The sequence below is a fragment of the Dysgonomonas sp. ZJ709 genome, assembly GCF_011039195.1.
GTDB lineage: Bacteria > Bacteroidota > Bacteroidia > Bacteroidales > Dysgonomonadaceae > Dysgonomonas.
The window spans coordinates 45,380-68,956 of sequence record NZ_JAAKEM010000014.1; the positions used below are offsets into that span (position 1 = coordinate 45,380).

At 35.6% G+C, this 23,577-nt stretch carries 20 protein-coding genes; 6 read left to right on the forward strand and 14 right to left on the reverse strand.

Annotated elements, in window-relative coordinates; translation table 11 throughout:
* Positions 1-3: 3 nt before the first annotated feature.
* The 8 genes from G7Y56_RS10935 to G7Y56_RS10970 form a co-directional block, all read right to left on the reverse strand.
* Entirely contained in the window at positions 4-1,131 is a 1,128-nt protein-coding gene (locus G7Y56_RS10935; RefSeq protein ID WP_165043404.1) for a glycosyltransferase, read from the reverse strand.
* Positions 1,132-1,146: 15 nt separating this feature from the next.
* Positions 1,147-2,100 carry a glycosyltransferase gene (locus G7Y56_RS10940; RefSeq protein WP_165043406.1) on the reverse strand — a complete coding sequence of 318 codons (954 nt, stop codon included), beginning with the start codon at positions 2,098-2,100 and terminating at the stop codon, positions 1,147-1,149.
* A gap of 37 nt (positions 2,101-2,137) precedes the next feature.
* The gene (locus tag G7Y56_RS10945) at positions 2,138-3,436 is read right to left on the reverse strand and encodes a glycosyltransferase (protein WP_165043408.1); all 1,299 of its coding nucleotides are present in this window, start codon (positions 3,434-3,436) and stop codon (positions 2,138-2,140) included.
* A gap of 83 nt (positions 3,437-3,519) precedes the next feature.
* The gene (locus tag G7Y56_RS10950; protein ID WP_165043410.1) at positions 3,520-4,344 is read right to left on the reverse strand and encodes a polysaccharide pyruvyl transferase family protein; all 825 of its coding nucleotides are present in this window, start codon (positions 4,342-4,344) and stop codon (positions 3,520-3,522) included.
* A 21-nt stretch (positions 4,345-4,365) separates the two neighbouring features.
* A complete protein-coding gene (locus G7Y56_RS10955) occupies positions 4,366-5,640 on the reverse strand; it encodes an ABC transporter ATP-binding protein (RefSeq protein WP_165043412.1) in 1,275 nt (424 codons plus the stop codon).
* Between the two features lie 21 nt (positions 5,641-5,661).
* Entirely contained in the window at positions 5,662-6,522 is an 861-nt protein-coding gene (locus G7Y56_RS10960) for an ABC transporter permease (RefSeq protein WP_165043414.1), read from the reverse strand.
* Positions 6,523-6,747: 225 nt separating this feature from the next.
* On the reverse strand, positions 6,748-6,966 hold the full coding sequence (locus tag G7Y56_RS10965; RefSeq protein WP_165024530.1) for a hypothetical protein: 219 nt from the start codon (positions 6,964-6,966) through the stop codon (positions 6,748-6,750).
* A gap of 154 nt (positions 6,967-7,120) precedes the next feature.
* Entirely contained in the window at positions 7,121-8,788 is a 1,668-nt protein-coding gene (locus G7Y56_RS10970) for an AMP-binding protein (protein WP_165043416.1), read from the reverse strand.
* 174 nt (positions 8,789-8,962) lie between these two features.
* Between G7Y56_RS10970 and mtaB the strand changes: the two genes are divergently transcribed.
* The 4 genes from mtaB (at position 8,963) to G7Y56_RS10990 (ending at position 12,906) form a co-directional block, all read left to right on the forward strand.
* The gene (mtaB, locus tag G7Y56_RS10975; RefSeq protein ID WP_165043418.1) at positions 8,963-10,273 is read left to right on the forward strand and encodes a tRNA (N(6)-L-threonylcarbamoyladenosine(37)-C(2))-methylthiotransferase MtaB; all 1,311 of its coding nucleotides are present in this window, start codon (positions 8,963-8,965) and stop codon (positions 10,271-10,273) included.
* The gene (locus G7Y56_RS10980) at positions 10,270-11,184 is read left to right on the forward strand and encodes a lysophospholipid acyltransferase family protein (protein ID WP_165024525.1); all 915 of its coding nucleotides are present in this window, start codon (positions 10,270-10,272) and stop codon (positions 11,182-11,184) included. The genes mtaB and G7Y56_RS10980 overlap by 4 nt, the downstream gene beginning before the upstream one ends.
* Complete coding sequence (locus G7Y56_RS10985; RefSeq protein ID WP_165043420.1) at positions 11,181-12,209, forward strand: glycosyltransferase family 2 protein; 1,029 nt, start codon at positions 11,181-11,183, stop codon at positions 12,207-12,209. The genes G7Y56_RS10980 and G7Y56_RS10985 overlap by 4 nt, the downstream gene beginning before the upstream one ends.
* Positions 12,210-12,282: 73 nt before the next feature.
* Positions 12,283-12,906 (forward strand): DUF4294 domain-containing protein, encoded by a 624-nt coding sequence (locus G7Y56_RS10990; protein ID WP_165043422.1) that lies wholly within the window; start codon positions 12,283-12,285, stop codon positions 12,904-12,906.
* 47 nt (positions 12,907-12,953) lie between these two features.
* On the opposite strand, the gene G7Y56_RS10995 is transcribed toward G7Y56_RS10990, so the two are convergent.
* Both G7Y56_RS10995 and G7Y56_RS11000 read right to left on the reverse strand, forming a co-directional pair.
* Entirely contained in the window at positions 12,954-13,814 is an 861-nt protein-coding gene (locus G7Y56_RS10995) for an RNA polymerase sigma factor RpoD/SigA (protein WP_165024517.1), read from the reverse strand.
* Between the two features lie 210 nt (positions 13,815-14,024).
* On the reverse strand, positions 14,025-15,566 hold the full coding sequence (locus tag G7Y56_RS11000) for a Do family serine endopeptidase (RefSeq protein WP_165043424.1): 1,542 nt from the start codon (positions 15,564-15,566) through the stop codon (positions 14,025-14,027).
* A gap of 367 nt (positions 15,567-15,933) precedes the next feature.
* On the opposite strand from G7Y56_RS11000, the gene G7Y56_RS11005 reads away from it, so the two are divergent.
* Both G7Y56_RS11005 and G7Y56_RS11010 read left to right on the forward strand, forming a co-directional pair.
* Positions 15,934-17,607 carry a glycosyltransferase family 39 protein gene (locus tag G7Y56_RS11005; RefSeq protein WP_165043426.1) on the forward strand — a complete coding sequence of 558 codons (1,674 nt, stop codon included), beginning with the start codon at positions 15,934-15,936 and terminating at the stop codon, positions 17,605-17,607.
* A complete protein-coding gene (locus G7Y56_RS11010; protein ID WP_165043428.1) occupies positions 17,608-19,068 on the forward strand; it encodes a sodium:solute symporter in 1,461 nt (486 codons plus the stop codon).
* A gap of 301 nt (positions 19,069-19,369) precedes the next feature.
* Here the strand turns inward: G7Y56_RS11010 and G7Y56_RS11015 are convergent, their stop codons facing one another.
* The 4 genes from G7Y56_RS11015 to G7Y56_RS11030 form a co-directional block, all read right to left on the reverse strand.
* Positions 19,370-20,242 (reverse strand): hypothetical protein, encoded by an 873-nt coding sequence (locus tag G7Y56_RS11015; protein ID WP_165043430.1) that lies wholly within the window; start codon positions 20,240-20,242, stop codon positions 19,370-19,372.
* Positions 20,243-20,275: 33 nt separating this feature from the next.
* The gene (gene rsmI, locus G7Y56_RS11020; RefSeq protein WP_165024504.1) at positions 20,276-20,950 is read right to left on the reverse strand and encodes a 16S rRNA (cytidine(1402)-2'-O)-methyltransferase; all 675 of its coding nucleotides are present in this window, start codon (positions 20,948-20,950) and stop codon (positions 20,276-20,278) included.
* Between the two features lie 109 nt (positions 20,951-21,059).
* Positions 21,060-21,857, reverse strand: a complete 798-nt coding sequence (locus G7Y56_RS11025) for a TIGR02757 family protein (protein ID WP_221412555.1) — start codon at positions 21,855-21,857, stop codon at positions 21,060-21,062.
* Between the two features lie 182 nt (positions 21,858-22,039).
* Complete coding sequence (locus tag G7Y56_RS11030) at positions 22,040-23,209, reverse strand: FISUMP domain-containing protein (RefSeq protein ID WP_165043433.1); 1,170 nt, start codon at positions 23,207-23,209, stop codon at positions 22,040-22,042.
* Positions 23,210-23,577: the final 368 nt, after the last annotated feature.

The following is a 23,577-nucleotide window of genomic DNA, read 5'->3' on the forward strand; positions in this document are numbered from 1 at the left end:
TGATTATATTTTTAATTTGTCTTGAATACTATTTTGTATCACTTTGTTAAGTTTACTCATATGGATGTCTAAACAAAAATTTTCTTTTATGTTCAGGCGACCAGCTTTACCCATTGCTTCAGCAACTTCTTTATTCTCTATCAAATAGATTATCTTATCCGCCATCTGGTCTACATCGTGTTCATCAACCAACAGGCCGGTCTCGTTATTAATAATAACATCAGGAATTCCGGCATGTTTTGTAGATACGACTGGTAGCGCTGCTGCAGATGCTTCCAGTATTGCTACCGGAGTCCCTTCCATATCACCACTCATAGCTGTGATTGAATGTTGTATAAAACCTTTCGCAATAGAATAATAATGAAATAATTCTTGATGGGGGCGGCTACCAAGCAGATGTATATTATTCTGTAGTTTTAAATAGCGAACTAGGTTTACACAGACTTCAAATAAGGACCCATCGCCAGCGAAATAAAGCTGTGCTGTCGGATGTTTCTCTAACACTTTCTTAAACGCTAAGATTGTATAGTATGGAGCTTTTTTTTCAGTAAAGCGTCCAATGGCCAAAAATATCTCTCCAGAATAATCAGGGACAATATCAAAAAAAGAATTGTCAGGTGGGCATGGCGTATATGTTATTTTTTCAGGAGGACATCCTAAATCTATTAATCGCTGTTGCATTACCTTAGAGACAGCTATGATTGCTGTCGCAAAATGAAAAAGTTCGATATATCTGTATTTATATTCTTCGACTAAAGAAGTTACCGAAATTTCGTATCCATGAAAGTTTACGATCAGAGGAATTCTTAGTTTTTTACAAACATTCATCATTGCAACGCCGGTCAAGCCAAATTCGGCATATACAACATCTATTTTCTTTTCTTTGAAAGAGTTTATCAAAGCTTTCTCTCTAAAGAAGTCTGCGGATACTTCTTTAGACAGGAGTCTTTTTATATAGAATTCTAATCTAACCTTATTTTTAGTGGGAATTAAACCCTCTCCTTCCAAATATTGAGGGTGGCTTCCTCCATAATAGAAACTGACATTACCTTTAAAATGCTTTTTATGGCTTTGAATAAAGGTCTCAGAATATGCATTCTGATTGGGAGATATGTGGGCTATATTTATCATTATTAATAAAAATAACTATTTTTTGCTAAATACATATTTAAATCCACGCTGTAATACTTGAACTAAATCACTAGAGTATCGGATCGAGAATAAGTAATATTTCAGAGCTTTTATGTATTTCTTATTATTCCATGAAAATCGTGCCTCCAGAATAGAACTACTTTCGATATATTTTTTATTTAATTTAATCAAATGTGTGATTTTATTGTGTCGATTCATATACTTCTGATATGCGAATCGCATCTTTAGTTCGTATTCTTTTAAAAATATTTTTTTATTTGTCGTCGATACAACTACACTTTTATCATGTCTTCTAAAATAATTGTACCTATGATGAGAATAAGCGATATCTCCTGCCGATAGGAGTTGCAGCCATAGCAGCCAATCGCCGGCAAAGCCTATATTTGATGGAACGTTTCCTATTTTAGAGAATTCTTCTTTTTTGAACAAAACGGCACTCGCATTCGGAATAACATTTCTTTCTATTAAATATTTAGTAATGAACTCCTGGCCGTTCATTGTGAAATCAGAATTAAATATTTCAGAATCAACCATATCCTGAGTTCTGAATATCCAATCTCCAGCGATTTCATTCTGTCCATTTATTTCAAAAGACTGACAAAATGAAATGAAAATATTTTTATCTTTTTGGATGTTTGTGACCAAAGTCTGTAATAAATTATTGTCAGCACAGTCGTCACTCTCTGCAATCCAGATATACTCACCTTTTGCAATCTGGATGCCCTTATTCCATTGTTTAAATGTAGATCCAGAGTTTACGTCATTATATACTATGTGTGATATATGTTCGTTTCCTCTATATTGTTCTATGATATCTTTACTGTTATCGGGCGATTTATCATCCAATATAATAAGCTCAAAATCTTTATAAGTTTGATTTAGTATAGAATCAATTCTTTGCTTAAGAAAAGCAGCATGATTATAATTGGGAAGAATAACCGATATCATTATTTTTTCTATTTAAACTTTGTACTATCTAATATACTTATTTACCGAATTTTTTATTAGGTATGCTTGTTTCGTAAACAAGCATTCTTTTATTTATTAAGATGTCTTCGTTATACATATTACGTAACGTATTATGAGAACTCAAAATGAGATTATTCTGTAATAATTCGTTTTTAGTTAGATCCGTTATATGTTGGGCAAAGCTGTTAGCATCATCTGCAATGAGACAGTCTCTTCCGTTAATAAAATCCAGTCCTTCTACTCCAACACTCGTTGTGATAAAAGGTATTTTGAAATTAACGGCATCTATAATTTTCATTCTCATTCCACTTCCTATCCTTATTGGGATGATTGAAATAGAGTTAGGTAGTATATCTTTTAAATCTTTTACATATCCGTCAAAAAAGATGTTCTTAGGGAGCTCTATATCTTGGAACATTTCGGCATTCCATCCACCTCCAATTATATGCAGTTCTAATTCAGGATGCTTTTTATATACTTGTTGCCAAATATTCGAAATAAACCACTTAATGCCATCATAATTAGGGAAATGTGCTGCACTCGCTACAAAAGTCAGTTTATTATTAAATTTATATTTGTAGCTGAGATTGTCTTCAGGCATATTCACCATTGATGGGGAGGCGAAGATAGATTTACCTTCAAGTTCTTGTTCCAGTTTTAGTTTATCTATATCCGTAACTGTTACAATTTTATCGTATAGTCGTAAGGTTTCTATCTCGAATAATTTTGATGATTTGAATACATATTTATCCCAATTGGTTACTTTTTGGAAAAAAGACATCTCTATTTCATTTCTTACATACCGTAGTTCGTGGTGAATAAATATTTTTTCAACATTAGCAGGTAGTATGTGTACCAGAGATAGTAGGGGATAAAATTCAACTTGTATTATATCAAATTCCTGTGTTGCTATTTTTGTTACATAGTCTATAAATTCTTTTGAATGCACAAGCACTAAAGAACTATTCAAAGTGCTGTTGTCTCTTACAAAATCAGAATTACTTACTTTATCTGTATCATTTTTTTTAGAATAATACATTATTTTATCCTTAACCTTATAAGGTAAATTATATAGCTTGGAAAATAACGATTCTTTTCTCTCTTGAATGGCAGGCCTCTCTAGCGGATAGAACGTCACATTATTCCATAGGGAACTTAATTCAATATACGATTCCTTATCAATATTATCCAAAATAAATAAAAGGGAAATATCATATCTATCTCTTAGCTTGTCTATAAAATGAAAAACCCCCTGTCTTCCTCCTTTAGTTAGAGGATAAGGTATATCAGGGCTTATAATGAGTATTTTTTTCATATTATATAATTATTTTTATAAATAATATCATGCTTATTGAGATTATACTAAGTGTAGTTATGAGATGCGTTTTGGATATCAAGCTATTTGATGTATCTATCTTTAATATACTCTACTTGATCCTTAAGTTCATTGATTTTCTTTTCAAACAATGACTGATCGGATAAAAAATAATGTGCTTTTTTGAATTTATTAATCATCATCATTCCTTTTGTGAAATCACTTAAGAAATTTTTACTTTTATAGTTGATCGTAAAACCAAAAGTGATGGGTCGTAAATCATCAATTCCAATTGATTTGTGCCAGTCAAACCATTTAAGCTCCGAAATCATAGTTGATTCTCCAACAAGACTGGAAAATCGAGCCCTTATCCAAGGTATACGGTATATATCGGCCAGAATAGCACCATGCATAGCGGAAGCTATGATGTTCTTCGATTCATTAATTTCTTTTATGACTTGTTCTATGGGGTTTGTCGGCAAAATAACCTTCATACCAGACCATTTTTCAAATGATTTCCAGTCAAAAGTATGAACTTGACGAAAATAAGGGATATATGATGTTTCGTATTTTTTTTCATACACTTCCTTCTCCAATAGACCTAAACAGTATGCGGCATCGGTAATATATGGCGCATTATTAAATACCTTGCTTGATACAGGGCCTCTAACAAATCTAACATCACTTCCATTTTGAAAATTTGGATTATAGAGAAAATCTCTGATTCCAGAACCAAAAATTATTTTTTTTCTGTCATCCTCTATTTTATTAGTAAGAATAGAGCCAATAGCAACGAAATCATAATCGTCGGAATAATTAGAAAAATCGCCGAAAATTCTTTCCCATAACCAAGGGTTCAGATCGTCCCCCAGATTTCCAATATCCGATTTCCAATATATGAGATTCATTTTTTACTTGTTAAATTATTTTTATTCCTCAATCCATTTGCATGGAGTATAGATTAAATTATGGGATTTAGTCATGGCTCTGCCGCCAAAAATCTCTAATTCAGATGCAACTATTTCAAAACTAATCGCATTATCAAGAAAATCGATAGTCTCTTTACCGTTCACCAGAGAGAAACTCAAATTGTATATTCCGTCGAAAACATTTAAGTTGTTAATTTCTAGATATAACGATAAATCTTTCTTGTAGTCGATAGTAAATCCGGTTTCTTTTGTTCTCCAAGCAGCAATTCCATTGCTGTATATGTCATTCATTCTTACAGTTACACCCAAGTCATTCAGCGTTTCAGGAATGCTAAAGCTAATCCTGATACCGATATTCTCGCCCATTTTAAAAGCCGATTTAGACTTATAAGTAGATGTATCTAGTAGCTCTATTTTATCTATTTTGGCAGTATATAAATTTTTGAATTTCTTTTTTTCTAATATGACTGTCGATTCTATTTGATTCAATGATAGATAATAGTCAATAGTATCATCGATTCCTCCAGCAAATTTAACTGTGCCATTTTCGAGATAGACTCCTGTTCTGCATAAATTTTTTACAGCGGCCATATTATGGCTCACAAATAATACAGTCCTTCCTTCACCTCTCGATACATCCTGCATTTTACCTATAGCTTTTTTCTGAAATTCAGTATCTCCAACAGCTAAAACTTCATCTACTACTAGGATTTCCGGTTCTAGATGGGCGGCAATAGCAAATCCTAACCTTACAGTCATTCCCGATGAATAGCGCTTAGTTGGTGTATCAATGTATTTTTCAACGCCTGCAAAATCAACTATTTCATCCAGTTTTCTTGTGATTTCTGCCTTCGTCATCCCCATGATAGAACCATTCATGTATATGTTTTCCCGGCCTGTCATTTCAGGATGAAAGCCTGTACCTACTTCTAAAAGTGAAGCAATACGCCCTTTTGCTTTAATTGTGCCAGTTGTAGGAGATGTTACTCTTGATAGAATTTTTAAAAGAGTAGATTTTCCGGCACCATTCTTACCAATGATACCAAGTACTTCTCCCTGTTTAACTTCAAAACTTATATCTCTGAGCGCCCATACATAGTCACTGGTAGCCTTCGACGAGCGATCATTCACTTCGCCAATTTTGAGATAGGGGTCTTCTTTACCCCTAACCACATGCCACCATCTGTTCAGGTCGTGACTAATAGTTCCTGTGCCAATTGTGCCAAGGCGGTATTGTTTAGAAATATTTTCGAATTTTATTGCTATATCAGACATTATTTCTTGTTCCTTTTAGAATTATACTACATCAACAAACTTCCGTTCAATTTTGTTGAACATCCATGAGCCGATTACTACGACTACAATTGTGAAAATGAAACTATATGCTAGTGAAAACCAGCTAAATGTTCCGGCTCCGGTAAAACTGTATTTGAATGTTTCAACAATTGATGTAAGAGGATTTAATTCTATTATCCATTTTACTCCGCTGTATTTGGGTGGTATAGCCGATAATGGATATATAATGGGAGTTGCATACATCCAAAGCTGAGTAATAAAGCCAAATAATATGGCAAGGTCTCTGTATTTTGTTGTCAAAGATGAAATTATAATTCCAAATCCCATCCCTAGACCTGCTAACATTAAAATAAGCAGAGGTAATAAGAATAATGTCGAATTAGGTTGTAGATTTTCTCCGTTGTATATATAATAGAAGTAGACAATCAAGAAAATAGCTAATTGTATTACTAGGCGGATTAAGTTAGAGGTTATAGCAGAAATGGGAACAACCAGGCGAGGAAAGTAAACTTTGCTGAATACACCTGCATTTTGAGAAAAAGTTCCGGAGGCTCTGCCCAAACAATCTCCAAAATAGCTCCAGCAAAGGATTCCGGCTAGATAAAATAGCATCTGAGGTAAGCCGTCTGTTGGTATGTTCGCAATTCCACCAAATACAAACATGTACATAACTGTTGTGAATAGTGGCTGTATAATAAACCACAGAGGTCCAAGAACTGTTTGCTTGTACATTGTTACAATATCTCGCTTGATGTACATTTGTAGCAAGTCTCTATATTGCCAAACTTCTTTGAGATTAAGCGAGAAATTACTGCCTCTCGGTTTTATCTCTATATCCCAGTGTTCTTTTTCTACTTCCATTAAATAAATAATAATTTGTTAGAATGTTTTGTGCTTACGAGTTTGTTCTGAGCTACTGACTTGACGATAGCCAATCTTTATGTAAAGGTAGTTATTTTTTATCTGAATATTTGTAAAGTCTGTTCAAATACAACGAATATTAGCATTGAGTAGTTTTGTGTAAATTAAAAAAACCTATATGAGTAACTCATACAGGTTATAACCATTAAGGCTGTTTTGCTTCTATTATTTAACTTCAGCTTTAACTTCTTGTACAAGAGAGTCAGCAGCGTTAACTAAAGAATCGCTTTGAGCAGCAGCAGCTTCTTGAAGTTTTGCAGCTTCAACAGCTAGAGAATCAGCAGTTTTTTTAGCAGCTTCTTCTGCGTTTTGAGCAGCATTGTTTCCACAAGATGCGAAAGTAATTGCGATAGCAGCAACAGCGAATAATACTAATTTTTTCATTTTTCTTTTCTATTTAACTTAAACGGTAAATGTATTCGAGTTATTTTATTGATAACACGATGCAAATATACACATATTTATTATATGTTATATAACACAAATGTATTTTTTTTAATGTTTTTTATTTTTCTTCTCATTTTAGTCCTGAGAACCCCTAGTTCTCATATAAATATCGCTTAATGCTCTTCTTGGGAGTCTTCTCAAATTCACTGGCATATATTTGTACTGATGTGATATTTTCGTAGCTGGCTAGCAATTTGTTCAACGTGCGTTTATTTTCTTCCATTATCTCGGGAAGCATATTTTGTTCTATTTGAGCCGAATCCATCGATTCATAATCAGGGTGAATAAGTGCTACTAATTTACCGCTTCGTTCTACGACAAGGCTTTCCATAACAAAGGGCATATTATTTAGTCTTGCTTCTATTTCTTCCGGGAATATATTTTGTCCGCTGGGTCCTAGTAGCATCGTTTTGCAACGCCCCCTGATAAATATGCGATTGTCGTGGTCTATTGTCCCCAAATCACCTGTTTTCAGCCAACCATCTTCCGTAAATGCAGCTTTGGTTGCCTCTTCATTTTTATAATAGCCTTTCATTACATTTTCTCCTCTTACCTGGATCTCACCTACAATATTATATGGATCGGTAGAATCTATCCTTACTTCCATAATATTATCTAATACTTTGCCACACGAGGTGGGGATAAAATCGTAATTATGGTCATAAGAGATTAATGGTCCGCATTCGGTCATGCCATAACCTACCGTGAAAGGGAATTTAATTTTATGTAAAAATGCTTCAACTTCTTTGTTTAGTGCTGCGCCTCCAATTATTACTTCGTGGAAGTTACCTCCAAGCGCATCCATCAGCCCTTGTCTGATTTTAGCGTAAACCCGATCTTTAAGAATTGGTATTTTAAGGGCAGCCTTTATGGCTGGTTTCTCTATCTTGGGTAAAATAGCTTTTTTGTATATTTTTTCTATAACAAGTGGAACGGAAATAATGAGATGCGGCTTTACTTCAGCAAAAGCCTGAGTAAGAATCTTAGGTGATGGTGTTTTGCCTAGTAATGTTGTGTGTGCACCTTCGCTCAGCGAGTATAAAAACTCGAATGCGCATCCGTATGCATGGGCTAAAGGAAGGAAGGATACAATGTTTTGTCCTCTAAAGAGAAGTTGTAGATAATGAGCATGAGTTATATTTCCCGCCAGATTATTTGCTGTCAGCATAACTCCTTTGCTGAAGCCCGTAGTGCCTGATGTATAATTAATGAGAACAACCTCCGAATTATCCACCTCTGCATATTTCACATCACCTTGAGAATAGCCACTCGGATACTTTTCTGCCATAAGGCTTTCAAGAGAGGAGGCTATAAATGATAGTCTTTCGCCTTTTTGTTCATACAAACAATTAAATTTGAGGTCATTTACTGAAAATACACCTCTTATCAGAGGCAATCGATCTTCATCGAGGTTATCCCATATTTGGTTGCCTGTAAATAACAGTTTTGCTTCCGAATGATTGATAATATGCTGTACATTATCGGCATGAAAATCCTGCAATATAGGAACTATGATAGCCCCATAGTGTATAACAGCTAAATAAGTAACGCACCATGGTATATTGTTTTTGCCAATGAGCGCTATTTTATCTCCTGTTTTTATATTTGCTCCTTTCAGTAATAGATGGACACGTGCAATTTCTTTTGCGAGATCTTTATAATAAAGCGTGCTTTGTTCCGAATAGTCGGAAAGTGCCGGAAGATCCCAATTGTATTTGAAGCTGTCTTCGTAAAGTTTTACAAAATTTTTATCGATCATCGATTGCTCATTTTTAGTGAATTTGTGCAAAAATAAATACTCTTAACATAATCTCCAAGTATTCTCTATGTAAAGTTGAGACAATTATGTAATTTTGTAGGCTTTTGGGTAATGGTTTATATATTATAACTGCACATTACCCCACTCAATATTTATTTAGGACTATACATAATAATGATTGATAACTCTATATTTGAAAATAAGCTTGCTGCTTATCTCACTCTCGGCTGTAAACTAAACTTTGCTGAAACATCTGCTATCGGAAAGCAATTGAACTCCGTAGGTGTAAGAAAGGCAAGAGAAGGGGAAGTGGCTAATATTTGTATAATAAATACATGCTCGGTAACGGAATTGGCCGATAAGAAATGCCGTCAGGCTGTTCGAAAGATGATTAAAGAAAACCCTGGCGCGTATGTGATTGCAACGGGTTGTTACGCACAGCTCAAACCTGAAGATATTGCAGGCATAGAAGGGGTGGATATTGTATTAGGATCGGAACAGAAATTGGATGTTGTTGCTTATCTTGACGAGCTAAAGAAAAAAGATAAAGGTGTAATACATACATCTAAAACAAATAATATAAAATCATTCGTACCTTCCTGTTCGCAAGACGACAGAACACGTTATTTTCTTAAGGTGCAAGATGGGTGCGATTATTTTTGTTCGTTTTGTACTATACCTTTCGCTAGAGGGCGGAGCCGTAACGGAACAATTGATAGTTTAGTGGAGCAAGCTCAGGAGGTTGTCGCTAAAGGAGGAAAAGAGATCGTGTTGACAGGCGTAAACATCGGAGATTTTGGACGTACAACAGGAGAAACGTTCTTCGACTTGGTAAAAGCTCTAGATGAGGTAGAAGGTATTGAACGTTATCGGATATCTTCAATTGAGCCGAATTTGCTGACTGACGAGATTATCGATTTTGTTGCAAGTTCTAAGCGATTTGCTCCCCATTTCCATATTCCATTACAATCGGGTTCCGATGCGGTACTTAAATTGATGCGCCGTCGCTACGATACAGCTTTGTTCCGTCATAAGGTTGAGAAAATAAAATCAATTATACCCGATGCTTTTATTGGTGTAGATGTAATTGTGGGTACTCGTGGAGAAACGGACGAGTATTTTGAGGAAGCGAGACAATTTCTTGAAAGTTTGGACTTTTCGCAATTGCATGTCTTTACATATTCGGAACGTCCGAATACACAAGCATTGAAGATCGACCATGAGGTTGATCCTAAAACAAAACATACACGCAGTAAGATTCTATTGGATTTGTCGGATCAGAAATTACAAACTTTTTATCAGTCACAGCAAGGTACCCAACGCAAAGTTTTATTAGAGCATGCACAATATGATGATGTTATGTATGGTTTTACCGAAAATTATGTGAAAGTAGAAGTCCCTTTCGATATAAATCAGGCAAATGAAATAAAAATTATAACTTTAGGCAATTTCAACAATGCAAAAACAGCTCTAGTCGAAAAATGAAGAAACTATTAAATAATATTCTTTATTATATTGTATATGCTTGGATGTATTTGCATGCCCTGCTTCCATTAAAGTTCCTATATGTCTTATCTGATGTTTTATATGTTATTGTATATAATATTGTCGGATATAGAAAGAGGGTTGTACGCCGGAATCTGGCAGGTTCTTTTCCCGACAAGACGATGAAAGAGCGTCTAGTTATAGAAAAGGAGTTTTATCATCATTTTTGCGATTATTTTTTTGAAACAGTTAAGCTTTTGCATATCTCCGATGAGGAAATGCAGAAACGTTTACAATTCGAGAATGTTGGGCTGGTGAAAGAATACATGAAAAATGGCAAATCGGGTTTGCTGTTTATGGGGCATTATGCCAATTGGGAATGGGTGCCATCTCTCAATCTGAATTTTGTAGATGGAGAGGTTCTAGCACAGATATATAAACCTCTGAAAAATAAGGCTTTTGATGATTTGTTCCTTAAGATACGAAGCCGTTTCGGTTCGTTAGGAATACCCAAGAGTGATACACTGAGGGTTATCATCAAGAAGAAAAGAGAAAATAAGCAAATGCTTATAGGCTTTATGGCCGATCAGACGCCATCGGTTAATAATATTCACTATTGGACTAATTTTCTGAATCAGGACACTCCTGTGTTTACGGGTGTGGAGCGTATTGCTAAGAAAACAGGATTTATAGTTTTTTATCTTGATGTTCAGAAATTAAAACGAGGATATTATAAAGCAACTATCCGCTTGTTAACAGATAAGCCTCAGGATGAACCCGAATTTGTTATAACAGAAAGATATATCAGGGCAATGGAAAAAACGATTCTTCGTTATCCGGCCTATTGGCTTTGGACACATAAACGCTGGAAAAGAAGTCGTCAGGAAGTAGAATCAATTCAACATAGATGATTAAAACCGCAGTTGTAATATTAAATTGGAATGGTGTGAAATTGTTAGAGCAGTTTCTACCGTCGGTTATTCAATATACACTATCGGATGACGTAGAGATTATTGTTGCAGATAATTGCTCGACAGACAATTCTATTGATTTCCTTAAAGAGACTTACCCACAAATAAGGCGAATCGTTTTACCCGAAAACTATGGCTATGCAGATGGTTATATTCAATCATTGAAACAGATTGAAGCCAAATATTTTGTTCTCTTAAATTCCGATGTGGAAGTAGGAGAGGGCTGGTTACAGCCTATTGTTGATTTTTTAGATGTTAATGAAGATGTTGTTGCTGCTCAACCTAAATTGTTAGCACAGAGAAATAAGTCGTATTTTGAATATGCAGGAGCAGCGGGAGGCTTTTTAGATAAATATGGCTATCCTTTTTGCAGAGGACGCATATTTGGAGAAATAGAGCAAGATAAAGGTCAGTACGATACTATAACAGATGTGCTATGGGCAACAGGTGCATGCATGGTGATTCGTGCCCGGGATTTTTTCGATGCGGGAGGGTTTGATGCTACTTTCTTCGCTCACATGGAAGAAATTGATCTTTGTTGGCGGCTAAACTCGCGAGGAAAACGCATTGTTTGTATACCATCATCTGTGGTTTATCATGTAGGAGGTGCTACACTTTCGGAAGAAAGCCCACGTAAGACATTTCTCAATTTCAGGAATAATTTATTGATGCTTTATAAGAACCTTCCCGAAGATTCGATAGATAAAGTATTAAATAAACGAATATTATTGGACTACATTGCAGCATTGAAATATGCATTGACGGGTAAAATGCCTAATGCTAAAGCTGTGCACGCTGCTCATAAAGAATTTAAACAGATAAAGCAATCCTACACTTTAGCTAGGAAAGAAAATTTAGAGAAGGCGACTCAAAGTAGCCTTAAAACTATTTATCCTAAAAGTATACTTGCTGATTTCTATTTCAGAGGTAATAAGTTCTTTTCGAGACTGCGAAAATTCTGCTAGATAAAATTTACTAAAACTTTTATTCCGATTGTTTTTTTCTTGTATATTTGATTGTTTAATTTCTATATTAAATATGAAACGATTAGTATTTATATCATGTCTTTTGCTTGTCTTTTCATGGAATACGGTGAAAGGTCAAGAGGGGGTGAAGACGTATCTGGATATGTACTCTATATATGAGGGTGATACTATCGCTGTTGTGCAATTACGCCCTGTACATGTATTTGCCCCTTATAAATTCAAAAACAAAAAAGATAGAGAAGAGTATACTAAGCTTGTAAGAGATGTAAAGGCAACTTATCCTTATGCTAAAATGATAGCTGGTTCTATTATTGAAACTTATGAGTATATGCAGACTATCCCTGATGAGAAAGCTAAGCAAAAGCATCTCGAGGCAGTTCAAAAACACATGATGGATACCTATAAGCCCAAGATGAAGAAGATGAGTCGCAGTCAGGGTAGGATACTGATTAAACTCATCGATAGGCAATGCAATACATCATCCTACAATATTGTAAAATCATTAGTCGGTAGTTTTAAGGCCGGAGTCTATAATACTTTTGCCGGTATCTTCGGGAATAGCCTGAAGACGGAATACGATCCTTTGGGTAAAGACAGAGCAATAGAAGATATTGTTATACAAATAGAGGAGGGGACAGTCGATTATTATTACTCTACCACATATAACTTTAAATAAAAAAGAGCTGGATCTCTCCAACTCTTCAGTTTATTTCTAATTGAAATTTAGCCTAAATAGCTTTTCAATAGTTTACTTCGCGAATTTTGACGTAGACGTTTAATTGCCTTTTCCTTGATTTGACGTACACGTTCTCGTGTTAATTGAAATTTATCACCGATTTCTTCGAGGGTCATTTCCTGATACCCAAGTCCAAAGAACATCTTAATGATTTCGCTTTCTCTTTCGGTCAAAGTTGATAATGCTCTGTCAATCTCTTGTTGGAGCGATTCATTCATCAACGAACGGTCGGCAATGGGAGCGTCATCGTTTACAAGCACATCCAATAGACTGTTGTCTTCTCCTTCAACGAAAGGAGCATCCATAGAAATGTGTCGTCCCGAGACTTTCAGTGAGTCCGAAATTTTGTCAACCGGAATATCCAGTTTTTCGGCTAACTCTTCAGCCGAAGGTTTGCGCTCATTCTCTTGTTCAAATTTAGAAAACGCTTTGCTGATTTTGTTTAGAGAACCTACTTGATTGAGAGGTAAACGTACAATACGAGATTGTTCAGCTAACGCTTGCAAAATAGATTGACGAATCCACCATACTGCGTAACTGATAAATTTAAAACCTCTTGTCTCATCAAATTTTTCTGCGGCTTTTATCAGACCTAAATTTCCCTCATTAATTAGATCGGGTAAACTTAATCCTTGGTTCTGATATTGTTTTGCAACAGAAACGACAAATCTTAGATTTGCTCGTGTAAGTTTCTCTAAAGCAGCCCTGTCTCCCTTTTTGATAGCTTGAGCTAATTCAACTTCTTCTTCAACTGTAATTAAGTCTTCTCGTCCAATTTCTTGTAAGTACTTGTCTAACGACGCACTTTCGCGATTAGTGATCGACTTTGTAATCTTTAACTGCCTCATCTATAGATATATAATTTTATGCATCCCAAAATGTTTGCAAATATAGTGAATTTTTGAATAAGAACGACAGTGTCAGCCCCCTTTTATTTAACTAGGTATTTTAATTAACAGATGTTCTTGAGATAGCTTTTTCTTGATCGTTACTAAATGAAATAACGCTCAAGCCTTCTGATTGTTTTAGCCTGAGCGCTATTTTATATTAAAAAAACATTATTTCTCACTCAAATCAATTGCATAGTATTTTCTTGCTCCGGTAGTCGGATAAAATCCTGTGATAAACAGGGCTTTATCCTGACTGTTAGCCGCTGCTTGAATTATACTTTCCACATCGCTTGGCGAAGTAACCGGTTGGTTATTTATCTTTTGGATAATAAAGCCTTTAGTGATTCCTTCTTTATTGAACTTACCACTATTGTCTACTCCTGCAACCTCAACTCCATAACTAATGCCATATTCTTTTTTCTTTTCAGCAGATAAATCTTTGAACGCTGCTCCTACAGTTGCTAATCCGTCTCCTTTTTTCACAACAGAGGTATTACCGTCACTATTTTTCAGAGTAACATCGAATGTTTTATCTGCGTCACCACGTTTTACTGTGATTTTCACTTTGTCCCCAGGGCGGAAGCGATTTACTTGGTCTTGCAATTCGCCTACACTACGTACTTTAGTTCCGTTCACAGCAATGATAACATCGCCTTCCTCTATTCCTGCTTGCTTAGCCGGACTGTGTTCTGCAAACCCTCCAACATAAGCACCTTCATTTATTTTCAGGTTTTTAGTTTTTTCAGGAGCAGCTTCTTTTGCTACCGACAAATCACTGATCATAACTCCCAGAACGGCACGTTGTACTGCTCCGTATTCTTTTATATCAGCCACAACTTTACCTGCAATAGAAATAGGTACGGCAAAGCCATATCCTGCGAAATTACCTGTTTGTGAATATATGGCTGTATTGATACCGATAAGCTGTCCATTTGTATTTACTAATGCACCACCACTATTACCGGGGTTAATTGCAGCATCAGTTTGAATGAACGATTGTATCGTCATATCATTCTTACCTCCTGCTCCTATACCTCCACGTCCTTTGGCACTAACTATACCGGCTGTAACGGTCGATGTCAAATTGAATGGGTTTCCTACTGCTAATACCCACTCTCCAACCTTAAGATTGTCTGAATCGCCGAATGGTACGTATGCGAAATCATTCCCTTCAATTTTTAAGAGAGCAATATCAGTTGTTGGGTCTGCACCGATAAGCTTAGCACTATGTTTGCTATTGTCATTAAGCGTAACTTCTATTTCGGTTGCCTTATCGATTACATGGTTGTTGGTAATAATATACCCGTCTTTGGATATAATAACACCCGAACCGAAACCAACGCTTGGCTGAGGGTTGCCGTATTGAAAGTCATTGCCTCCTCTATCGCCGAAGCCAAAGAAGTATTCAAAAGGATCTATCATCCGCTGACGTCCTTGTGGTTGAGCGGCTGCCTGGCTTTTTACAGTAGATTTTATATGTACTACGGCGTGTATGGAGCTTTCGGCAGCTTTTGTAAAGTCAGGATATCCATCTGCTGTTAAACTGGCTAAATGTACATTTTGCTGATCGAATTCTTGGCCGTAGCTGAAAATATCAGATGAGCTATAATGACCTTTAGCGTCCATAAAGCGATACATTCCATATGTTGCACCGATACTCACTAACGCAACCATAGCATAAGTTGAAATGTTTTTCCAAATCTTTTTCATATGTAAGTATTGTTTTTAGTTTGTAATTTTTTTACTTTAAATTTCTTCAAATGTAAACACAAAAATCATTCATTTAGGATATTCAAAGTCTATTTTTTAACACTTTTAACCCTCTGTTTTAGCTTTATTATTATTTTAACATTCGGACTGTCATTTTGTCGGAATGATGAATTTGAATATGACATTTTTATTGTTCTTTGGGGAAATTGGCGCTTAATAAATGTTTCAGTATGTTGAGTTACAAACTTAAGAAAAACAACATTATAATCAAATATCAGAAGCTATCTGTTCATTTATATTTTGAGGTAAATGGCCTCTTGTCAGTTAATGGCAAAGTAGTATCTTTGTGCTTATTAGATATAAGCTGATGAAAATAAAGAATAAAAGTATAAATAAGCTCATTCTCAAGTTAGGTGTTATAGTCTCTTTCATGTTGCTATTCGCTGTGTTGGTTCTTTCTTTTATATTTCCTTATGATGCTTTTATAGACTTGGTTTTGCAATTAGTGAATTATCCATCAGATAAGCGGGATGTTTTAGCTGAAATGATAAATCCTTCCCGATTACTTATTTTGCAAGGTGCCTTGTTGTTTGGCTTGCTTCTTATTGGATTCCTTTTCTTCTCATTTGATAAAGTGTACACTTACATACAGAAGTTTATATATTATTTTCTGCGTGCTGTTAAATCAGTTTTTACGGATTTTAAGACTAAGAAAGCTTTACTTGTTTTAGCCATTCCTATAGTTTCGTCAATTTATTTAGGGCTAACTATTCCTGTATCATACGATGAAGCCTTTACTTTCCTTAATTTTACCAATAAGCCGTTTTACTATTGCATGATCTTCTATCCCTATCCTAACAATCATGTATTACATTCTCTACTAACGAATATAACAGACTGTATCCCATTCTTACCAACGCTTTTTTGTTTGCGTTTAACTGCTATCATTTCATCTATTCTAGCCTGGACGATAGCATATTCTTTTGTTAAGAAATTTTATTCTCAGAAGGTTGCCACATTTGTTGTTGGTATCGTATCGATGGCTTTTATGTCGGTATATTTCAATTTTATGGCTAGGGGATATGGCATGGTAACATTGTTCTTCATTATAAGCCTTTATGCGAGCTATAATATTATTAAGAATGATAATAGAACGAAGGATTGGCTCTTTTTTATGCTCAGTAGTGTTTTAGGGTTTTATACAATGCCATCATTTTTATACCCTTTTGCAATACTTAATGTCTTGATTCTGATCTATAATTACAGAAATATAAAAAAGCAGATCGTGTATAATGTGCTCACTATCGCTTCGGTAATACTTCTTTATGCCCCTATTATGATTGTAGATGGTATAAAGGCTTTGACCGGTAATCAATTTGTGGAACCTAAAAGCCGATTTGTGGTTATAGAGGCTTTGCCAGATTTTTTCAGGGAGACACTGCAAGATATTTTTGGAGTACCGTTCTTTATTTCTATTGTTTTAATTTTAGCGGGATGTGTAATTGCTTTTAAGAATAAAGACAAATGGACGATGGTACTTTGGGTGCTTTTTCTTTTAGCTCCTGTTATTTTACTTATCGCTCATTCTGTTATACCATTCCCTCGTACATTTGTTTATTACGCATTTGTGTTTATTTTTCTTATTGGTGTGTCCATTGGAAGATATATAGAACAATTGCCAAATGTTGTTCTGATCATAGGTGTTATAGTTATACAGATAATTTCATTTGTAAACTTTAGTCGGCAAATCGGTGCCCTCGAATCATTTAATACGCAAAGTAGTGAAATAAATAATCTGGTTCTGAAAGAAAAAAACAAGACCTACTATATAGGTCCATCATATATCAATTTCGAATTCGAGTTTATTAGTAGAGGGTATAACCCGCAAGATCTTACTATCGATACTAACGAAAGGATAAGCGCAGATACAATCAGACATCAGGGTTATGTAATTATTGATTCGGGTAATGATGCAACGGTCAAACGGAAGGTGTTTTTCTCAAATGGTTATCAAAATGTGTATATTGAAGACGAAAAATAAATGGGAACATCTATCTTAATTGTCATAGCTGTATATTTTGGAGTTTTACTTCTGATTTCATATCTGGTCGGCAGAAAGCATACCGATAATGATGCATTTTTTTTAGGTAATAGGAAGTCGCCGTGGTATATAGTTGCTATTGGTATGTTGGGCGATTCCATATCAGGAGTAACATTTGTATCTGTGCCGGGTATGGTTGGGCAATTCGATATGAGTTATATGCAGATGGTTCTGGGCTTTTTTCCGGGTTATCTGATTGTAGCTTTTGTTTTGCTTCCACTATACTATAAGCTGAATTTGACAACAATATATGGGTATCTGGAGAAGCGATTCGGATTCTATTCTTATAAAACAGGAGCATCATTTTTTATCTTATCTCGAATAATAGGTTCTGCATCCAAACTATATCTGGTTGCACTGATTCTTCAGGTTCTGGTTTTCGACCAGTGGAATATTCCTTTTTATGTAACGGTTACCGGAATAATAGTTCTTATCTGGGGATATACGTTCCGAAGTGGGATAAAGACAATTGTGTGGACTGATGCTTTGCAAACCATATGTTTACTCACAGCATTAATCCTAATCATCTGGCAGGTTGTATCACGATTGGAGCTTGATATTCCACAAGCAATAGATGTAATAATGAGCAGCGAACATTCACGTATATTCGTTTTTGATGACTGGGCTTCGAAGCAAAATTTCTTTAAACAATTCCTTAGTGGAATATTGATTGTAATCGTGATGACTGGGCTTGATCAAAATATGATGCAAAAGAATTTATCTTGTAAAAACTTGAAAGATGCACAGAAAAATATGGTAAGCTACGGATTCGGTTTCATACCTATGAATTATCTGTTTCTGGCTTTAGGTATTTTGCTTCTTGCTTTTGCCTCTCAATATAATATTTCATTGCCCGAGAATTCGGATGAAATATTGCCTTTACTAGCTACTGAATATTTAGGATTACCTGTCTTGATCTGTTTTGCTATCGGCATAGTTGCCGCCTCTTTCTCTAACGCTGATTCTGCGCTAACATCTTTGACTACATCTGTCTGTGTCGATTTGCTTGAAACTGAAAAGAAGAACGCTAAAACAGCTAAAAGAATGAGAAATAGAGTGCATATATTCGTTAGTTTGCTTTTCCTTGTCACAATATTTCTTATCGATTATTTAGGAAGAAGCAATATTTTAGATACAATCTATAAAGCAGCATCGTATACTTACGGACCTCTACTTGGCTTATTCTTTATGGGGCTGTTTACAAAGATATCGCTGAAAGATAAATTTGTGCCGGTTGTGTGTATTATAGCACCGATACTTTGTTATGGACTAGAGATTGCTTTGAAATATCAATTTGGTTATACTGTAGGCTATGAAATACTATTATTGAATGGTCTGTTAACTGCCTTTGGGCTGTGGTGTATAAATCAAAAAGGGGGGACAGTAATAAGAACTACTTAATCTAACATGAGTTCGAAATAAAAGAAGAGACAATAACGAATAAAATTTCCCGAAGATTCTGTCATCCCGAACTGAAAGGAGGGGTCTCTTATGAAATAAGTTGGCAGTTAATAACATCAAGGTATAATAGATTCCTCACTGCGTATCGGGATGACAGAATGTACTAAAGGCAGATACCAGATTATAGCGCACTATTATACGGTGTTTATATCAAACTCACGTTAACTTATATATTTGTAACAACAAGAAAGGCCGGTATTAACTAATACCGGCCTTTCTTGTTGTTATCCTATAATTCTACTTATCCTACTTCTATAATCAAGAAGCTGCTAAGATTCCAGAATTTCTTATAATCTGTAATTTTTATAGTGATATTTCCGTTCGCGTCTTTTTCTAGTGTATAGCTATCACTAGCGTGGTTAGAAAGAAGTTTAGCTTTCTTTGCATATACAGGGATGCTTTTAGTTTCGCGAATATCAATTTTAATAAACTGACTTTTCTCAATGTTTTCTTTCAAAATTTTAGGAGAAGCTAAGAAACCACCTGAAACTACTTTCGCTTCTTTCAATTCTTTAGAAGTACCAAACATATAGTAAGCAGTATTCAATTCTTTATCTTGCTCCTTAATTTTAGAAGCTTGAGCGGCAGTTTGAGTAGAAAGATTATCTACATTTTCAGAAAGTGATTGTACACTTGTTTCCAATTGTGCAATTTGAGCATCACGAGTTGCTAAAGATGTTTGCAATTCGGTAATTGTATTTGCTCTTTCTGTCAATTCAGCGCTAAGACGTTCGATAGTCTTTTTCAAACCGGACATTTCGCCTGAACTATTTTTAAGGCGTGTATTTAATTTATCTAATTCAGCTTGATTCTTTTTCAAAATTTCGTGGATCATTTCGAAATTGTCTCTTACACGGGTTTTGGTATCTGTTGTCATCTCACCTTTTGCTTTCGATTCAACAGTCAAATATTTTTCTGCTTCCTTTATTTGGTTGAAATTTTCTTCAACTTCGTTGATAATACCCATCATCTCTGCCATTTCAGTACTTCCCTGTGCGTTTTTCTGCAATAGAGAGTCCCTTTCAGCCTGCAAAGCCTTATATTCATCCGAATTTTTCACGTTACACGATGCTAATGCAAGGGCGCATAGACATCCAATAATTAACTTTTTCATATTCATATCCAATTATTTTGGTTAATTTAATATTTATTCATTTTTACCTGATACTATTATAACAAATTCTCCTTTAGGTTCGTTCACCGAAAAATGAGAAATTAGTTCTTGTAAATTTCCTCTGCGGGTATCTTCATATATTTTTGATATTTCGCGGCAGGTCGCTGCATACCTTTCTTCGCCCATATATTCAGCTAATTGGGTCAATGTTTTAACCACTCTATGAGGCGATTCATATAATACGATTGTTCTGGTTTCTTCGGCTAAAGCTTTTAGGCGGGTCATTCTTCCTTTCTTCTGTGGAAGGAAACCTTCAAAATAGAATTTGTCGCATGGTATGCCCGATGCAACAAGAGCCGGAACGAAAGCCGTAGCTCCCGGTAAACATATTACTTCAATACCTTCTTTAGCACATTCACGTGCAACCAGAAAGCCTGGATCGGATATGCCGGGTGTGCCAGCATCCGAAACCAGAGCCATATCTTCCCCTGCATTTATCCTATCTATAATATGAGATATTGCTTTATGTTCATTGAATTTGTGGTATGATTGCATTTTGTTCTGAATTTCAAAATGCTTGAGAAGGATACCCGTTTTACGTGTATCTTCTGCCAGAATGAGATTGACTTCTTTTAATAGCCTGATGGCTCTGAAAGTCATATCTTCGAGATTCCCTATTGGCGTGGGTATGATATATAATTTGCCCATCGGTTGTCGAATAATATAAGTTCGAATAACAGAGCAAAGATACTAAAAAATTAAGTTTACGTATATAAAACATGTATATTGTTGATTTACATGTTAAAAATTCGTCGTTCTATATTCGTATACTTCTATCAATGAGACATTTTTCTTCGATAGAGATTCCAAACAGGGCAAAATCATATTTTGCAGGATCATTAATATCTAACAATCTTAAATTTTCGGTTAGTTCAATTGCTGCTTTCCAGTCGGCTTTGTCTCGTTGTAATAGTCCTAACATATGTGCCGTGCGCTCTACATGAAGGTCTAAAGGGCAAATAAGATCTTTTGGTTTCAGTTGTTTCCATATGCCAAAGTCTACACCTTTATTGTCATCCCTGACCATCCATCGCAGGTACATATTCAATCGTTTACATGCCGATTGTCGGTGAGGGGATGGGATATGCTTCCGCGTGCGATGGGGAGCTTCGGGTAGAGAAAAGAAATAAGATTCGAAATGATTTAAAGCTTCTTCTGCACTCATATCTGGCATTGAAACAAAGGCATCCTCTAAACTTTCATATTTGGCATAATGCTGTTTCATGAAGTGGATACAGTATAGCAGATCGGTGTCATTGAATGTACGATGTTTAAATTCCAGTAGAACTTTCAGATCCGAATCTTTGTGATTCGTTATAAAATCATGAGGACTGTTATCCATTCTTAGAGCAAGTTCTTTACATTTATTTATAATAGTCTTGCGTTGCCCCCATGCGAATATCGAAGCAAAGAATCCCATAATTTCAATGTCTTGTTTCGATGTAAAACTATGGGGAATGCAGATAGGATCGTTTGCAATAAAATCGGGAGTGTTGTATTGCTCTACCTTTTGGTTGAGAAAATCCTTAAGATCAGTTATTTGTTTGTTGTCCAAAATATAGTTTTCTATGTTGAAGAAGTAAAGTTATATATTTCATAGCATAATATATAAGTATATATCAAAACAGAGAATACTAAGCGATATAGTATTCTCTGTGTAAGCTTGTTTATACGTTATTGATATTACTTATCTGTCTCGGTAAAGTAACTAAATCGACTATGGTTTAAAAAAGAAATTCAGTTTTTCTTGCACCTGACCGCACACAAGTAGAACCGACGGATGGGACTTCGGAAGATTGTAATGGTGTCTTTATATAAGTTCCGGTAGTATGCGTTGGTACCACCAGCGGTCTCGGAGCTACTACTGGACCAAAAAAAAGTACTTGCACCATAACTCTGGATTGTGACGCCGTCCACATAGCCGGTAAGTATACTTGCGAATCCACCCTGTGCCGCAGATTTACTTGTGCCATTAATCTTGGTACTACCAGTTGGAGGACACTCACTTTTCATAGCAGTGCTGTGTCCGCTAGGAGAACCAGAACCACGGTGGCCGACAGTTGTTTCCCATGCCGGATTCCATGATGTCGGATTGAAACTTGAAGTCGACGAACTACTATACGTGCCGGCATTATTATAAATCTCCTTTTCAAGTTCATTCCATTCGCGATCGCTCGGTAAATGCCAGCCGTCAGGGCAAACTCCCTGAATCATTACTCCAATATTTTCTTCTGCTGCTCCCTGACCTTGATCCACAGTAGAAGTATTACCTTTCGCAGCTGTCGGCCAGCTGTAAAGCAATCCGTGTTTCTTTTCCCATGTGGGAGGCACGGCTCCCCAGTCGGTTCCGCTGCTACTAGTAGGTTGAGGATAGGCACGACCTTCAGTACTAGTGTTTTGGCCACCGGCATGAACTGGGATATTACCGCCGCCCACGCCCGAAGCATAGGTTTTTGCTGCAAGGTTTTCTATCATCCAAATTCCCGCATTTCCAAACCTTCGTGCCCTAAAATTATTTCCATCCTGATCTTTATAGGTTGTTACCTCACGAGATTCCTGTGAGAGAAGATTCTCCCACATCGAACCATCCCATACATAAAGACCTTTAGTGATAGGCGTTTTTAAGCACCAATTTTCGTTGATATTGTAAACCATCAAGCCTGTATGTGCGGATTCTTCTCCGGCCAGAACACTAGGAATATTTACTTTGATGTCTGTTAAATTAGTAATTGCTACCCGTGGCATACCTAGCCCTCTGGTTGACGTGCCATCGGCTTTCTCTTTTAAATCAAGCAGGGATCCTATTCCTGGAGGAGTATCAGAGCCAATAGTTACCTGAGCATTTACTATTGAAAAAAGGAAGAGGAAAGTAATTATAAAAAACTCTCTTAAATATTTCTTTTTCATCTGCTTTTTAGTGTTAATCATTCTCTTTTTTCCTAATAATTTGGAAGAAAAAGAAGAAGAGTAGTTGTATAAAATAATTCCAGTATATATTAATCTAGAACAAATGAATTATAAAGTCTAATAAACTCTTCATTAATACTCTGTAAATATAGATATAAATCGCTATAATCCAAATGATTAAGGGTTATTATTTGTTGTGATGTAAATATTTAGAGAATGTGGCTTAATAATTGAATTTGAATCGTTTTTTTTAACTTAAAATGATATCAGTTGCTTAAATATACTAAATATATAAGCGTGTGATAAAAACAGAGAATACTGCATGTTTAGTATCCTCTGTCAGAATTTTACTGTGCTTTATTAATATT